The sequence below is a fragment of the Marinomonas profundimaris genome, assembly GCF_000508165.1.
Classification (GTDB): Bacteria; Pseudomonadota; Gammaproteobacteria; order Pseudomonadales; family Marinomonadaceae; genus Marinomonas; species Marinomonas profundimaris.
Genome location: NZ_AYOZ01000045.1, coordinates 35,925 through 51,308, shown reverse-complemented (window position 1 = coordinate 51,308; position 15,384 = coordinate 35,925). Strand labels below are relative to the sequence as shown.

General features: G+C 45.3%; 15 protein-coding genes. 10 read left to right on the top strand and 5 right to left on the bottom strand.

The genetic code is table 11. The features are described from left to right. Nucleotides 1-16 precede the first annotated feature (16 nt). Complete coding sequence (gene iolG / locus D104_RS32440) at nt 17-1,015, top strand: inositol 2-dehydrogenase (protein WP_024024830.1); 999 nt, start codon at nt 17-19, stop codon at nt 1,013-1,015. Nucleotides 1,016-1,099: 84 nt separating this feature from the next. On the opposite strand, the gene D104_RS32435 is transcribed toward iolG, so the two are convergent. Further along, nucleotides 1,100-1,519, bottom strand: coding sequence for an acyl-CoA thioesterase (locus D104_RS32435; RefSeq protein ID WP_024024829.1), 420 nt, complete (start codon nt 1,517-1,519; stop codon nt 1,100-1,102). 198 nt (nt 1,520-1,717) lie between these two features. Between D104_RS32435 and D104_RS32430 the strand changes: the two genes are divergently transcribed. From D104_RS32430 to D104_RS32415, 4 genes are all read left to right on the top strand, one after another. Next, the gene (locus D104_RS32430) at nt 1,718-2,317 is read left to right on the top strand and encodes a pentapeptide repeat-containing protein (RefSeq protein WP_024024828.1); all 600 of its coding nucleotides are present in this window, start codon (nt 1,718-1,720) and stop codon (nt 2,315-2,317) included. A 37-nt stretch (nt 2,318-2,354) separates the two neighbouring features. Then, the gene (locus D104_RS32425) at nt 2,355-2,894 is read left to right on the top strand and encodes a hydrolase (protein ID WP_024024827.1); all 540 of its coding nucleotides are present in this window, start codon (nt 2,355-2,357) and stop codon (nt 2,892-2,894) included. Between the two features lie 96 nt (nt 2,895-2,990). Further along, nucleotides 2,991-3,275: a hypothetical protein gene (locus D104_RS32420; RefSeq protein ID WP_024024826.1), complete on the top strand. Its 285-nt coding sequence runs from the start codon at nt 2,991-2,993 to the stop codon at nt 3,273-3,275. Between the two features lie 95 nt (nt 3,276-3,370). After that, complete coding sequence (locus tag D104_RS32415; RefSeq protein WP_024024825.1) at nt 3,371-5,641, top strand: zinc/cadmium/mercury/lead-transporting ATPase; 2,271 nt, start codon at nt 3,371-3,373, stop codon at nt 5,639-5,641. A gap of 42 nt (nt 5,642-5,683) precedes the next feature. Here the strand turns inward: D104_RS32415 and D104_RS32410 are convergent, their stop codons facing one another. The 4 genes from D104_RS32410 to D104_RS32395 are packed head-to-tail and all read right to left on the bottom strand — an operon-like array spanning nt 5,684 to nt 9,929. After that, nucleotides 5,684-6,901 (bottom strand): MFS transporter, encoded by a 1,218-nt coding sequence (locus D104_RS32410; protein WP_024024824.1) that lies wholly within the window; start codon nt 6,899-6,901, stop codon nt 5,684-5,686. Nucleotides 6,902-6,937: 36 nt separating this feature from the next. Then, the gene (locus tag D104_RS32405) at nt 6,938-7,741 is read right to left on the bottom strand and encodes an ABC transporter ATP-binding protein (RefSeq protein ID WP_024024823.1); all 804 of its coding nucleotides are present in this window, start codon (nt 7,739-7,741) and stop codon (nt 6,938-6,940) included. 3 nt (nt 7,742-7,744) lie between these two features. After that, on the bottom strand, nt 7,745-8,797 hold the full coding sequence (locus tag D104_RS32400; RefSeq protein ID WP_024024822.1) for a FecCD family ABC transporter permease: 1,053 nt from the start codon (nt 8,795-8,797) through the stop codon (nt 7,745-7,747). A 34-nt stretch (nt 8,798-8,831) separates the two neighbouring features. Further along, the gene (locus D104_RS32395; RefSeq protein WP_024024821.1) at nt 8,832-9,929 is read right to left on the bottom strand and encodes an ABC transporter substrate-binding protein; all 1,098 of its coding nucleotides are present in this window, start codon (nt 9,927-9,929) and stop codon (nt 8,832-8,834) included. 190 nt (nt 9,930-10,119) lie between these two features. On the opposite strand from D104_RS32395, the gene D104_RS32390 reads away from it, so the two are divergent. From D104_RS32390 to D104_RS32370, 5 genes are all read left to right on the top strand, one after another. Next, entirely contained in the window at nt 10,120-11,295 is a 1,176-nt protein-coding gene (locus tag D104_RS32390) for an isochorismate synthase (protein WP_024024820.1), read from the top strand. After that, a complete protein-coding gene (locus D104_RS32385; RefSeq protein WP_024024819.1) occupies nt 11,292-12,920 on the top strand; it encodes a (2,3-dihydroxybenzoyl)adenylate synthase in 1,629 nt (542 codons plus the stop codon). Before D104_RS32390 ends, D104_RS32385 begins: the two co-directional genes overlap by 4 nt. A gap of 9 nt (nt 12,921-12,929) precedes the next feature. Continuing rightward, complete coding sequence (locus D104_RS32380; RefSeq protein ID WP_024024818.1) at nt 12,930-13,814, top strand: isochorismatase; 885 nt, start codon at nt 12,930-12,932, stop codon at nt 13,812-13,814. After that, nucleotides 13,811-14,569, top strand: coding sequence for a 2,3-dihydro-2,3-dihydroxybenzoate dehydrogenase (dhbA, locus tag D104_RS32375; protein WP_024024817.1), 759 nt, complete (start codon nt 13,811-13,813; stop codon nt 14,567-14,569). The genes D104_RS32380 and dhbA overlap by 4 nt, the downstream gene beginning before the upstream one ends. A gap of 92 nt (nt 14,570-14,661) precedes the next feature. Next, a complete protein-coding gene (locus D104_RS32370) occupies nt 14,662-15,348 on the top strand; it encodes a 4'-phosphopantetheinyl transferase family protein (protein WP_024024816.1) in 687 nt (228 codons plus the stop codon). Nucleotides 15,349-15,384 lie beyond the last annotated feature (36 nt).

The window sequence follows — 15,384 nt, the reverse complement described above, 5'->3', positions numbered from 1 at the left end:
TTGAAGGAATAATAGAATGCTTAATTTTGCGTTATTTGGTGCCGGTCGAATCGGAAAAATGCACGCCCAAAATATTCAGGCGTTTGCTCAATCGAACTTGAAATATGTTTTTGATGTTTATGCACCAGCGGCAGAAGCTGTGGCGAAAAGTACAGGCGCGAAAGTCGTTTCTAGCGTGGACGAAGCCTTGGCCGATCCAGACGTGCACGCAGTTTTAATTGCGACCAGCACTGACACGCACGTTGATCTGATTGTGAAAGCCGCCAAAGCGGGCAAAGCCATTTTATGCGAAAAACCAATCGATTTGAATACTGCGACCGTCAATGCGTGCTTAGAACAAATTAAAGACTGCCCCGTGCCCATTCAGATCGGTTTTAATCGCCGTTATGATCCAAGCCATGCCGCCATCGCCAAAGCGGCGCAAGACGGCAGCATTGGCAAACTTGAACAAGTGATCATTACCAGTCGTGACCCTGGCATGGCGCCAGTGGAATACCTTAAATCGTCTGGCGGTATTTTTCGTGACATGATCATTCATGACTTCGACATGGCGCGTTTTGTCCTTAATGAAGAAATTGTTGAACTACAAGCCTTCGGTGGTGCTATGGTGGATGAAAAGATCACCGAAATCGGTGACGTAGACAGCGTGATGCTGATCATGAAAAGCCAATCTGGTCGCTTAATTCACATTAACGGCTCTCGTCGTGCAATTTACGGATACGATCAGCGCGTCGAAGCGTTTGGTTCTGAAGGCATGGTAATTTCTAACAACCAAACACCGACGTCCGTGACGCGATTCACCAAAGAAACGACTCAGGTACAGGATCCGCTTTATAACTTCTTCATCGATCGATATGTGGACGCTTATAATTTGCAACTGACGTCCTTCATTGAAAATGTCTTGGCGAAAAAGCCAGTCACACCGAGTTTTGAAGATGGCCGTCGCGCGCAAATGTTGGCCGATGCCGCGCAACAATCGTTAGAAACAGGGCAGAAAGTGACATTGAGTTGGTAATGTATTTTGATTGATTGGATGAAATGAAAAAGGGCGAAAGCCCTTTTTTATTATTGGATGGCGTGAATGTGTTTTATCTGAATTTTATTCCGATACACCAATGGCGAGTTCAATTTTTTGCCTTAAATCGTCTGGTAATGCAATGGCGGCTTTTAGCGCTTTAGAGAAGCAGACATAGGTAACATCGGCCTCAACCACGGTGTCTTTGGTTTCAGCATTGATGATGGTTTGCTTCATCGTAATGCTGCGATTGCCCAGCTTTGCGTATCGGGTTTGTACCTCGAGAACGTCACCGAAACTGGCTTCGGCTCTAAAGTTGATGTTGATATTTACCACGGCCCACGCAATGCCTTCGTCCATTAATGCCGTATCCGAACCCATTCCAAAGTCGTCAAAAAATGCCCAGCGACCTTCTTCTAGAAATTCTAAGTAACGGGCGTTGTTAACGTGTTGGAAAATATCTAGATGGTACCCGCGGACTTTAATTTGAACGGTATTGAGCATGTGGTTTCCCTATCGAAAAAACGTGAAGTAAAAAGGGTACGAGTCTTGAGGGGAGAAAAAAATGACAAAATCGCTCGACTTTCATGACAGTAACTTTGGACTCTAAATAAATGGAATTGATTGGCTGTTCTGGGCGTTTTTGATTGAGACGCAATGCTTCTCTTGTTACTTTAGTTTGACTATAAATGGGGATGTTAGATGAGCAACACGATATTGAATGGCGAGTCATTCGACGGGATAACCTTTACAGATTTGTCTAATATACAGGACACTATTTCTCGCAAAGTATTTGAGTCTTGTGTGTTTGAGTCGTGTGATTTCACAGAAGCGTTTTTTGACGCCTGTACTTTCAAGGATTGCCGGTTTGTTAAATGCAAATTGACGGCCATTAATGTGCGAAACAGTAAGTTTTCGGATGTTCAATTTTATGACTCTAAAGTGTTGGGCGTCGATTGGACAAAAGCCTATTGGCGCGGTTTGGATTTAGGGTCATCGCTTTATTTCAAAGCGTGCTTGGTCAATGCGTCTTCCTTTTATGGTTTAAAACAACCTGGAATTACGTTTGAAGATTGTCGTGCTCACGATGTGGATTTTCGAGAAGCCACTTTATCTCGCGCCAAATTTTCAGGAACGGATTTAACCAACAGTTTGTTTGTGAATACCAATTTGACAGGCGCGGATTTTAATGGCGCGACCCATTACGATATTGATGTGAAGAAAAACACCATTAAAAATGCGATATTCTGTCGCTATGAGGCGGTGAGTTTGTTGACGTCATTGGGAATAAAACTGGTTTAATTTGATCCTACACAAATAAAAAGAATCGGAGAATGTCATGTTAACAAAAGGCAAAACGGGCTTGGTCGTTATTGATGTGCAAGGGAAACTGTCAACCGTGGTTCACGACAGTGAGCGGTTTGTTGCGAATCTTGTCACATTGATCAAGGCCGCAAAATTACTGGATATGCCGATTTTTTGGTTAGAACAAAACCCTGAAAAATTGGGGAAAACCGTACCGGAATTACAAGAGGTTTTGGGTTCGGTTACGCCCATTTCAAAATTTTCCTTTAGTGCCTGCGGCGAGCCTGCTTTTGTGGAAGCGGTTAAAAAAACCAAGGTAAAAACCTGGTTGCTCAGTGGTATTGAAACGCATATTTGTGTGTACCAAACCACGTTAGGTTTGTTGGATTTAGGTTATGAGGTTGAGCTTGTCAGTGATTGCGTTTCGTCTCGTGCTTTAAGCAATAAAGTCTTAGCGCTTGAAAAACTTGCTCGCAAGGGCGCAGAAATAACCTGTCTTGAAATGTGCTTATTTGAATTGATTGGTGACTGTCGAGCGGATGAGTTTAGAAGTGCGTTGAGTTTAATTAAGTGATTTACGTAGATTTAATTTATCTTGATTAGTCTGCTTTGTGGTTTAATTCATTCACACTGTATTTTGTAATGACATTCTTTCCTTTAGGCAGGCCGCATGAACTTAGATAAATCTAAAAAACGTATCGCAAAGAAAGTAAAAATGGGCTTTAAAGGCTATCCACAAGTCTCTTTTTCCTATTTTGGTGAGACCGAAGAAATTGCAACGGAAGTGATTGTGACTTTCACGGCAGAAGAGGGCGCTGAGCCACAAGAGCAACGTTTTGCCGGTCAAAGTGATGTTCGTGAAGACGAGATTATTCAATCTGCCTTGGTGAAAATCATGGAACGCACTGACGCAAAAACCGTTCAAGAAATAGAAGGCGTTACTCTTCTTAAGTAATTCCTGCTGTAAATAACGTTAATACCTTTTTCTGCTTGACCTTGGACTGTGCTCCAAGGTCTACACTCCTGATATACATTTATACAGGAGGTTCTATGAATAACCCCAACTCACATCAAGATTTACCTCAAGATCGCTGTTCTACATCAAGCGACATGTCATCCTGTTGCTCACACAATGACAAGCATCCGGAAAAAACTAATGACCACCATTTGAATGAATTCTCCACTCAGTCACCATATAGCTGGCGTGTGAGTGGTATGGATTGTGGCAGTTGCGCTCGCTCGATTGAGCGAGCGGTTTCATCTCTCGATGGCGTTGTTAGCGCGAATGTGGTTTTTTCGACGGAAAAGCTGGTGGTTGAATCGAATTCAGACCTTTCTGATGACATACAAAAAGCCGTAAAAAGCATTGGCTTTGATTTAACGCCGTTTGGCGATAGCGCCAAAATGCATCAAAACGGTATGCCTCAAAAAAGCAGGCCTCAAAGCAGTACGCCTCAAAGCAGTAGCCCGCTGTTCTCATCGCATGTTTTGCGGGAATACGGTCCAATTGTCGCGTTGGCAGTACTGATGCTGATGAGCTGGGGAATAACACAATTTAATCCCGTATTGGGTGAAATGGCGTTTATCGTGACGACCTTAGTGGGCTTAGTGCCCATTATGAAAAAATCATGGCGGCTGATTCGTGCAGGTTCTCCTTTTGCGATTGAAACGCTAATGAGCATTGCGGCAATCGGAGCGCTGTTTATAGGTGCGACCGCAGAAGCCGCGATGGTATTGCTGCTTTTTATGCTTGGTGAGTGTTTGGAATCGTTCGCGGCCAATAGAGCGCGTAAAGGCGTCAGTGCTTTGATGGCCTTATTGCCAGAAGACGCGTTAATCATTAAAAATGGCGTTCGTCAAAAAGTGGCGATTTCTAGTTTACGCCCAGGGGATGAAATCGAAGTGTCGCCGGGCCAACGTTTACCCGCAGACGCTGAACTGCTGTCGGACATGGCTAGCTTCGATGAAAGTGCTTTGACGGGTGAGTCGGTTCCGGTTGAACGATTGAAAGCGGAAAAAATGCCTGCGGGTAGTTTGTTAGTGGATCGTGTTGTGCGGCTAAAGGTCGTGTCTCAACCTGGTAAAAATGCCATTGACCGAATATTGCATTTGATCGAAGAAGCCGAAGAGCGTCGAGCGCCACTTGAGCGTTTTTTGGATAAATTCAGTCGTATTTACACGCCTGCGATTATGTTGGTTGCGGTACTGGTGATTGTGATTCCGCCATTGGCGTTTGATCAATTGTGGGAAACATGGATTTATCGGGGCTTGGCGTTGTTGTTGATTGGCTGTCCTTGTGCGCTGGTGATTTCTACGCCAGCGGCCATCACTTCTGGTTTGGCCGCCGCAACGCGTCGAGGTGCGTTAATAAAAGGCGGCTTGGCGTTAGAGCAGCTTGGTCGAATACAAACCATCGCCTTTGATAAAACCGGAACGCTCACCGAAGGTAAGCCAAGGGTGACAGAGGTGTTAAGCGTAAATGGGGCGGACCATGATTTGATCGTGGCCGCCGCGTCCATAGAAGTTGGCTCACATCACCCATTGGCCAAAGCCATCGTCCAATACGCAGAGCGGCTAGGTATCGAAGTGATCCACGCCGATAATCGCCGAACGTTGGCGGGTATCGGTGTGGAAGGCGAATTGTTGGGTAAGCGGATCAGTGTTAGTGCGCCCAGCAAGGTGGCATCCGTTTTGACAGCGCGTGTCCAAGCGCAAATAACCGCGTTAGAGCATGAAGGAAAAACCGCGGTTGTCGTGTTGGAAAATGACCAATTACTTGGGGTTATTGCCTTGCAAGATACGTTACGAGCAGACGCGAAAGCGGCGCTGGCGGATCTGAAATCATTGGGCATTAATGGCGTGATGTTAACGGGTGATAATACTCGCGCGGCGGCATTAATTGCGGCTGAGTTGAACATGGACTTTCAAGCCAATTTATTACCGGAAGACAAAGTGGCGGCCATTATGGCATTGAATCAGCAGTACGCCACGGCCATGGTGGGTGACGGAATCAACGATGCGCCAGCGATGAAATCGGCAACAATTGGGATTGCGATGGGCAGCGGAACAGACGTCGCCCTAGAAACCGCCGATGCGGCGTTGACGCATAACCGGTTGCAAGGTTTGGCGGATATGATTCGCTTGTCCCGTGCGACCAATGCCAATATACGTCAAAACATCACCATTGCTTTAGGGCTAAAGGCGGTATTTTTAGTGACGACGTTATTAGGCTTGACCGGATTATGGTTGGCAGTCTTGGCGGATTCTGGGGCTACGGCATTGGTTACCGCGAACGCATTGCGGTTGCTCAGAAAGCGTTAAAACATAATTATTTGGCGCTAATGCTAAGCCAACACGACTCGCTCAATGCGAGGTTGTGTTGGTTAGCTTAAACAACAAGATGCCAGAAAGAAGCGCAATGCTTGCCAACCCTGCCCAAATCCAAGCGTGGCTGATGCCGCTTGAAGATAACAACCAGCCCGTTGAGATGTTCCCAATAAAAGCATAAAGCCCGCCAATGCAGGAATACAAACCATAATGGCTTCCTAGTTCTTTAGGAGAGCAGAATCTAGGGACGTAAGCGCCAAGTAATGGAAAAACCAACATGGAGCCAATACTGAAAAAGAGGGCGCAAAGGAGAAAAGGCAGCGCAGGAAAACTCGGGAAAGCCAAATTCAGCCACAAATAGCTCGAGCCCATCACACTCATGCCGATGCCCATTCCACGTGCAATGCCTAAGTGTTTTTCAACCCATCGACTGACGGGCATTTGCATTAATACGCCAGTAATCGAGGACGTTGCAAAGACCCACGTGATGACACTGACATCTTGTGTGACGACACGAACCTCATAAGGTACGGCTATGTACAGTTGGTGGAATAACAAATGATAGACCGACGAACAAAGGACAAATTGCATAAAGACTTTGTGCGTCAGCATCTGCACCCATTGACACCAAAAGGGTGTTTTCTGAATTGCAGGAAGCGTTTGTTGCGAAGCAAGTTCAGGCAAATACCGCCATTGAATAATAAGAAGTAAGGTAAAAAGTCCGGCAGAGACTAAACCTACCAAGGCAAAATCGACGTAAAGGAGCGATAACCCCAACAGTGGACCTAGCAGCATGCCTGCTTCTGACATAAGATTTTGTAACGCAAAGACGGTGTTTCTGGCTTTTGCTTCTGGGTATTCCGATGCTAAATAAGCTTGGCTACTGGGCGTAAATAACGCCCCAGCAAAGCCCGATAAAAATGCCCCGACCATCAAGACTGGAATGTTGTACCCCACACCCAATAAAATAAACCCAGCGATTCGAACCGCGCACCCTAACAATATTAAACGCTTGTACCCTAGGTGATCGCCCAGCGTGCCACCGACTAAAAATAAACCTTGTTGGCTTAATACACGAAGCCCAATGATTAAGCCCACATACCAACCGCTAATCCCTAGATTATGCTGTAAATGATCCGCCAAATACGGCAACAACATATAAAAGCCGAGATTAAAGGTAAAACCATTAATGACTAAGACTCGGCCAGCAGGGGAGAGTATTTTCCAATCTTGAATAGCGTGTTTTGAAAACATGATGAGGAAGGTTAACGCCTTTGCAGAATCATTATGTTAAGCCGATTGCTGGTGGTTGTCGGTTAAAAGCTCGGTTTTACTTCTGACAGTGCGAATAAACGGTGTCCCCGACATGTCTTTTGTGACATGCGCATCGACGTTATAAACGTCTTTGACGAGTTGAGGGGTTAGCACATTACTTGGGTGTCCGCTGGCCACCAGTTTTCCGTCCTTAAGAACCAATAAGTTATCAGCGTATTGAGCAGCAAGGTTCAAATCATGCAGAACCATTAAGGTAACCCAGCTTTGCTCTTTGGTTTGAGTGTCTAAATGGTCTAGTAAAACATGTTGGAAATGCAAATCGAGTGCGCTGACGGGTTCATCGAGCATGAGTATTTTTGGTTTACGCATGAGCGCTTGAGCGAACAAGATCATTTGGCATTGGCCACCACTCAATTTATTCACCTCTCGATTGGCAAGATGCAGCAGGCCGATTTTGTCGAGCGCGGTTAAGGCTTCTTTAATAACGTGGTCTTCTAAACGAAATCCTAAGGTATTTAATTGCCCCAGTAACACGACTTCTAGCACACTCAGTTCTACATCAAGTCGAATGTCTTGTGGCATGTAACCAAACTGCTTACGCCATTGAGCCAGTTGTTTACGTGCTAGCACCTCATCGGAAAATTTAATTTCCCCTGAATTGGCTTTGATGTCGCCAAACAAGGTTTTGAGTAAGGTGCTTTTTCCTGTGCCGTTTGGTCCTATGATGACATTGACCTTGCCCGGTTCTAGGGTAAACGACATGTCCTTGGCAAGGATAAGGTCGTCTAAAGACACGTTAAGATTGTTTACTTCCAACATGAATTAGCGCCTCTTGCCTAGAATTAGCCAGAAAAAGAACGGCACGCCAATAATGGCGGTGACAATACCAATAGGGAAAAGTGCGCCGGGTACAATGACTTTTGACAGCACGGATGCACTGGACAGCAAAAAGGCGCCAATAATAAAAGACAAGGGTAAGAAAAAACGCTGATCTTCACCGACTAAAATCTTTGCGATATTAGGCGCGACAATACCGACAAAGCCGATAATACCGACGAAGCTTGTTACCGTGGCGGTCATGACCGCGACAATCAATAACGTCCGCAATCGAAGCTGAGTAATATTGACGCCTAAGCTCTTGGCTCTTTCTTCGCCGAGTCTTAATGCGGTTAGCTTCCACGCGTCGCGCACAAGGAAGACCATACAAACAACCGTGACGCTCACAATAATAGCGAGATTAGACCATGATGCTTTGGATAGGCTGCCAAACAACCAAAATAGAATCTGTTGGCTTAACTCAGGCGAAGACACGAATTGCACCAAAGACAATAAAGATTGAAAAAGGAACAGTAACGCAATACCCGCCAGAATGAGTTGACCAGAACTAATATGGCGCATGGTCGCAAGGGCGAACAGAAATGTTGCTGCCAGCATGCAACAAACAAATGCGCCTAATGGCACCGCTAGGTTTGTGTCTATGCCCAACGAACCAAAATAGAGTACCAACGCCGCGCCAAAACCTGCCGCCGCGGCCATGCCAAGCGTATAAGGACTGGCCATTGGGTTATTGAGTAAGGTTTGCATTTCTGCGCCACCAACGCCTAACACCCCGCCAACCACAACCGCCATAATGGCAATGGGCAAACGCAGGCTGGAAACGATGACTTGGGTGGTCGGGTCCACTTGAACCGGCGCCCCCAGTAAACTGAGTAGCGCATTTGCCACCTCTTTTATGTTTAAAAGAGAAGGGCCAGTAGCGACATCTAATACAAAAGAAAGTATCAGAACGGTCAATAAGATGCAGATAACAGACCAGCGGCGCTTTTCACTGCGCCGCTGTGTCGAAATCGCATCAGAAATTAAGTCTGAATGCATAAGTGTGGGATCATTAAGATTCAACGGACGACCATTACTCAGTAATGGTCGCGGTGAAAGTGCCGGTTGGCGTTACTGGCAAATAGGTTTTATAGAAATTAATGTATTCTTGTTCTGGATTAACATCTTTAAATAAATTCGGATACATGGCTTTTGCCATAAATTGAGCCATAGACGCGTCCAAAATAGTACGAGAGGCGCCTTGATATAAACCATAGATACGATTGTTTTGACCGGCTGGCATTTGTTCCCAACCAGCGCGCTTTTTGTATGCTAGCAAACGAGAAACGGCGAGCTTACGGTCAACGCCTTGGCCCATCGCAATGGCATCGCCTTTGATGCCAGATTCCGTACCCGCAAGAAAAACCACTTCTGGTTTAGACGCTAATACTTGTTCTGGATTCATGGGGCCCCACCATTCAACAAACGGCGTGGCAATGTTATCGCCTTCTAACATGGTGATCATCGCGCCCCACATGTTTTTCCCGTAAGTAAAACTGTACTGGCTCGGGCCTTTGTTACCAAATTCAACGTAGGTCCGTGGTTTTGGTAAATGAGCGGCTTTAATTCGCGTTAAGGTGGATTCAATTGTGTGTTTGTATTCTTTCGCAATTTTTTGGGCGCGCTTTTGTTGACCTGTCAGCTCGCCAATAATAAGCGTACTTTTGAGGTGGCGCTCTAATGTTTGTGCGTTGTAGTCGACTACAACAATTGGGATGCCTGCCTCTTCAATTCGATCAATATCTCCCCCAAGACCTTTATACTGCCAATCCGCTAATAGAATAACGCTTGGCTTAAGGCTCAGTACTTTTTCGATAGAAAAGGTTTGAGCCTCTACTTCGCCAACGTCTGGAATGTCTTTTAATGACGGGCGGTAGTTGGTGTAAAGATCCCAACTTGACGGGCGCCAACCTTTCCAAGTATCCACCGATAAGCCAACCACATTGTCAAACGCTTGTTCTGTGCCAATGGCCATATAGTCTTCGGCATAGAAACCTAAAATGACACGTTTTGCGGGCACATCTACCTCAACTTGCCGTCCTAATACATCGTTGATGACTTCTACTTTTGCCTGTGTTGCTCCTGCAAAAAATAAGAATCCAAATAGGGCAAAAAGTACTGATAACTTCATTAGAAAGGTCCATTTTTAATTAGTAATGATTTTCGTTCCGCATATTACTGTGTGAAATATATTTATCAAGGTTTTATTGCTTTTGTGTCATTTCGCTTAATTTACAAATAAATGACTGGCCATGACTATTGCAACTGATTATCATTAGCCGAAAATATTGTTGATAATGGTTATCATTACAGGAGTTGTTATGGACGTTACTTTCCCTGACTATGCTGGCGCTTTGGCATTAGATCAATCACAAGATGATTTATTCCTATTTAATTCACGCATTAATTTGGTCCGAGCAAGTGGTGTTAGTCAGCGTCTTTCAACCCCCATTATTTCTCCGAGTTTTAATCAAGAAGTGAATGCGTTATTTGAGCGTGAGATAGCGAAGGGTGTTGTAAACCCTATGCTGGTTGGCGCAATTCCTTTTGATATGTCTCAGCCAACACAGCTGGTGGCCCCAACGTGGTCAGAGCGAGTAACGTCATTGACCAGTGGCTTGTCTCCTTTTTTGGATAAGGACTTTTCTCATCATGTGTCGGATCATGCTTTTTCTCCTAATCATGCTGACTTTTTAACGATGATTGATCAGGCATTGTCTACTTTTGAACAAGGCCAGCTGAAGAAAGTGGTGCTGTCGAAAATACTCAATATTGAACTCGATAAAGTGGTGGATATTCCCCGATTGTTGGCCAATATAATGGGACAAAACCCCAACGCCTATCATTTTAGTGTGCCTCTCGAGAACAGTATATTGATTGGCGCCAGCCCAGAGCTTCTGATTAGAAAGCAGGGCACGAAGATGTTTTCTAATCCCTTAGCGGGCTCTGCAAAGCGTTTGCAAAATGCGGAAGCGGATCAGCGTGCCGCAGAAACTTTATCTAAGTCGATTAAAGATCAATATGAACATCGTTTGGTGGTGGAATCGATCCGCTCATCATTGGTGGGTTTGGTTGACAATCTAAATGTCCCAGATGAGCCAAGTGTCATTTCAACACCAACCATGTGGCACCTTTCTACGGAGATTGAAGCCACTTTACGAGGCGAAAGCACTACCTCGATCTTTGACATCATCAAAAGTATGCACCCAACACCGGCTATGTGTGGAACACCAACTCAACTTGCCAAGCGTCATATTGACATCTTAGAGCCTCATCCACGTGGATTTTTTAGTGGTTTAGTCGGCTGGTGTGACGCGCAAGGAAATGGTGAGTGGGCGATTGCTATACGCTGCGCAGAAGTGACAGGTAATAAAGTGGCCTTGTTTGCTGGTGCGGGTGTTGTGTCTGGTTCAAGTCCAGAAAGTGAATGGTTAGAGACCAGTGCCAAGATGCGCACAATGATCAATGCATTTGGAATAAAGGAAGACGTGATATGAGTATTGCTTTTACACCATGGCCTGAGTCGTTTGCGAAAACGTACCGTGAAAAGGGGTATTGGACCGATCGTCCATTGGTTGACCTGATAGATCATGCACCACAAGACAATGTGGCTGTTTTGTGTGGGGAGCGCTCATTGACGTATCGTGACTTGTGTTCTCAATCAAAAAAATTGGCGGCTTACCTTCAACGGCTTGGTTTGAAATCAGGTGATACGGCCGTTGTTCAACTCCCTAATATTGCTGAATTTTATGTCGTATTTTTTGCTCTGATGCGCATTGGTGTTGCGCCTGTAAATGCCTTATTTAGTCATAATGAAAGCGAGCTTAAGGCGTACGTTAAACAAATAGAACCGACGTTGCTTATTGCCAGCGATGGTCACGCTTTATTTCGAAACGATGCTTTTTTCAAGACGCTAAGTGAATCCTCTGAGGGATTAAAGCATGCGCTTATTGTGGGCAGTGCGGGTTGGGCGGATTCTCTTGATAGTGTGCTTAGATTGTCTACAGATGTGTCGTTAAGTGCGCAACCGAGTCGAGCGGATGACGTGGCTTTCTTTCAGCTGTCTGGTGGTAGCACGGGAACGCCAAAACTAATTCCAAGAACACATAACGATTACTTTTTCAGCGTGCGTCGAAGTGCTGAGATTTGCCAATTTACTTCGTCAACCCATTATTTATGTGCGCTGCCTTGTGCGCATAACTTCCCCATGAGTTCGCCTGGGGCTTTTGGTGCTTTTCATGTGGGTGGTTGTGTGGTGATGGCGTCGAGTCCGGATGCAACGACGTGTTTTGAACTAATTAAGCGCCATCAAGTCACCGTGGCGGCATTGGTGCCGCCGGCGTTGGCGTTATGGCTGCAAGCCGCGCCGACGTATAAAGACGCGTTGACGTCGTTAGTTTTGATGCAGGTTGGTGGTGCAAAATTAAGTGAAAGTCTTGCTCGACAAGTGCCTGATGTACTGGGCTGTCAATTACAGCAAATACTCGGCATGGCGGAAGGTTTGGTGAATTACACCAGACTAGATGACGATATTGACACCATAGTAACCACGCAGGGTCGACCAATGTGTTCGCTTGATGAGGTAAAAGTCATTGATGAAGCGGGTAACGAGGTTGGGGCGAATGTGGAAGGCGAGCTCGTAACCCGAGGTCCTTATACGGTTCGTGGTTATTTCAAGGCGCCAGAACACAACGCAAAGGTGTTCGACCATGAGGGTTTTTATCACTCTGGTGACCTTGTTCGTCGTGACGAAAACGGCTACTTAACGGTTGTCGGTCGAGACAAAGACCAAATCAACCGGGGTGGCGAAAAAATTGCTGCAGAAGAAATCGAAAATCTTCTATTGAAACATGAGTTGGTTATGCACAGTGCGCTTGTGTCTATGCCTGATGACATGATGGGGGAGAAGAGTTGTGCTTTTGTGGTTCCAAAAATGGCGTCGCATGGCATGAAAAGTATCACGCTTCGTAAGTATTTACGTGGGTTTGGTGTGGCGGATTACAAGGTGCCAGACCGTTTCGAATTTATCGACTCTTTACCTTTAACGCCCGTAGGCAAGCCAAACAAAGTTGCGTTGCGTGAAGTAATTCGCCAGCGTTTGCTGCAAGACAAAAAACTATAAAGGACGATCATGAGTATTCCGACTATCCCTTCTTATTCTATGCCAACATCAGACACTTTCCCCGATCAGAAAGTGAATTGGGTGTTGGAACCTAAGCGTGCAGTGTTTTTGATTCACGATATGCAGGCGTATTTTTTACGGTTCTACGATGCTGAATCGGATCTGATAAAAAGCCTTAAGCAACACCTTGCTGCGATCAAGGCTTATTGTCATGCCAACGGTATTCCTGTGGTGTATACCGCGCAGCCAAAAGACCAGAAACCAGAAGACAGAGCCTTGCTTAATGACATGTGGGGCAGTGGTCTTAACGATTTCCCTGAGTTACAAAAGGTGGTTGAAGAGTTAACGCCGGATGAGCAGGACACAGTATTGGTTAAGTGGCGTTACAGCGCCTTTCATCGATCTGAACTTGAGGAATTGATGAAAACATGGGGTCGTGATCAATTGCTTATTGGTGGTGTATACGCTCATATTGGCTGCATGATAACCGCTGCCGATGCTTTTATGCGTGATATACAGCCCTTTATGATTGGCGATGCCTTAGCCGATTTTAGTGAGGAAGAGCATCGACAAGCGTTGGTGTATACCGGTGGAAGAACAGGGCGAGTGATTTCAACGAACGACGTGTTACTTGCTACGGATATTCCAGCGGTCGGGTTTCATTACGATCAGTTGAAAGCGCAAGTGTTAGCCTTTCTGGACGATGAAGACATTCAGGAATTTGATGCCAATGAAGAGCTGATTGACTATGGTCTAGACTCTATTCAAATCATGTCACTGGTATCAAAATGGAAAGAACAAGGCATTAATGTGTCTTTTCAAGAATTGGCAAGCGCAGCGACACTGAACGGCTGGTGGGATTTAATACAGAGTAAAAAAGAGCTAGCAGCATGATGAACCCACTTGATTTTTCGAATAAAACGGTTTGGGTGACGGGAGCTGGAAGAGGTATAGGTTTAGAGGTTGCTAATCAATTTGCAGAGCAGGGCGCAAAAGTGATTGGCTTTGATTTGGCTTTTGATGGCGGACATTATGGTTTTGATTGTATCGTGCTAGACATCAGTGATGATCGTGCGGTCAAGCAAGTGGTAGAGCGTGTCATTACTAAGGATCCAGTATTGGATGTGTTGGTGAATGGTGCTGGCATTCTTCGTTTAGGTAGCCTAGAAACCACGACGCTGGAGGATTTTCAGCATTGTTTCAATGTGAATGCAGGCGGGCCTTTTTTGATGATCAAACATACTATGGCGACATTCAAACGTCAGAGACAGGGTGCGATCGTAACAATTAGCTCGAATGCGGCCAAAGTGCCACGCCAAAATATGGCCGCCTATTGTGCCTCAAAAGCGGCGTTATCTGCGCTCAGTCATACTGCGGGATTGGAGTTAGCGCCTTATGGCGTACGTTGTAATGTGGTGTGTCCTGGTTCGACCGATACTCCAATGCAGAGAATGTTGTGGAGTACTGACGACGCGGAAGCAAACACAATAAAAGGTTTTCCAGAGCAATATAAGCTTGGTATTCCACTTGGTAAAATTGCTCAGCCAAGTGATATCGCTCAAACCGTGTTGTTTTTTGCGTCATCAATGTCGAATCACATTACTATGCAAGACGTGGTGGCAGACGGTGGTGCGACACTAAACGCTTAGTGAAATTTTCACTGAAATAATAGTCCTTTATAGGCAAATCAAATTGCTCGGTATGGTCATCATACCGAGCTTTTTTATAGGGATGAAAGAGAGTGAACCGATTCTATCAAACACAAATACGTCTTTTTGAGTCCGACTGTTTAAACGTCAGTCATTTTTGCTTTAAAGAGAGTTCTTTAATTGGCGCTGATTGTGGATCTGACATAACGAAACCTTTGGATTATGAGAAATGGCGAAGCAAACGCAAAGAGACTTTCTTAGCTGGGCGACTTGCCGTTCGTCATGCGCAAGCGTGTTTGAATGAGGCAGCGAAAGACATCCCTAAGTCTGAAGACGGTTCGCCAGTATGGCCAAACGAATACGCGGGCAGTATTTCCCATACAGACAATCAAGCGGTTGCGGTGTTATTGCCACGATCAGAAAGGGATATTCAATACATAGGCATAGATTTAGAGCGACTTGATAATGCCGATAAACTTGATGCGGCGGATTTGATTGGGTGTGAAGACGAATTTGTGAAATTAAAATCAGCAGGAATAGAAAAAGCGCAAAGGGCGTTGTTATTATTCTCACTCAAAGAGAGTGTTTATAAAGCGCTGTATCCAGCAGTCGGTGAATACTTTGATTTTTTGGATGTGGCGTTGGTTTCTATTGAGCAAACTGACGTTTTTGTTTTTCAAGTAAGGCGTACATTAAGCAGGCGTATTGAATCGGGTTATCTTGTAAAAGGGCGCTATAAGATGCTCGGTGGCCATGTTATGACATGGGCATACTGCTAATTGAAGTGACTTTTTAGAAGTTAACATCAGCAAAAC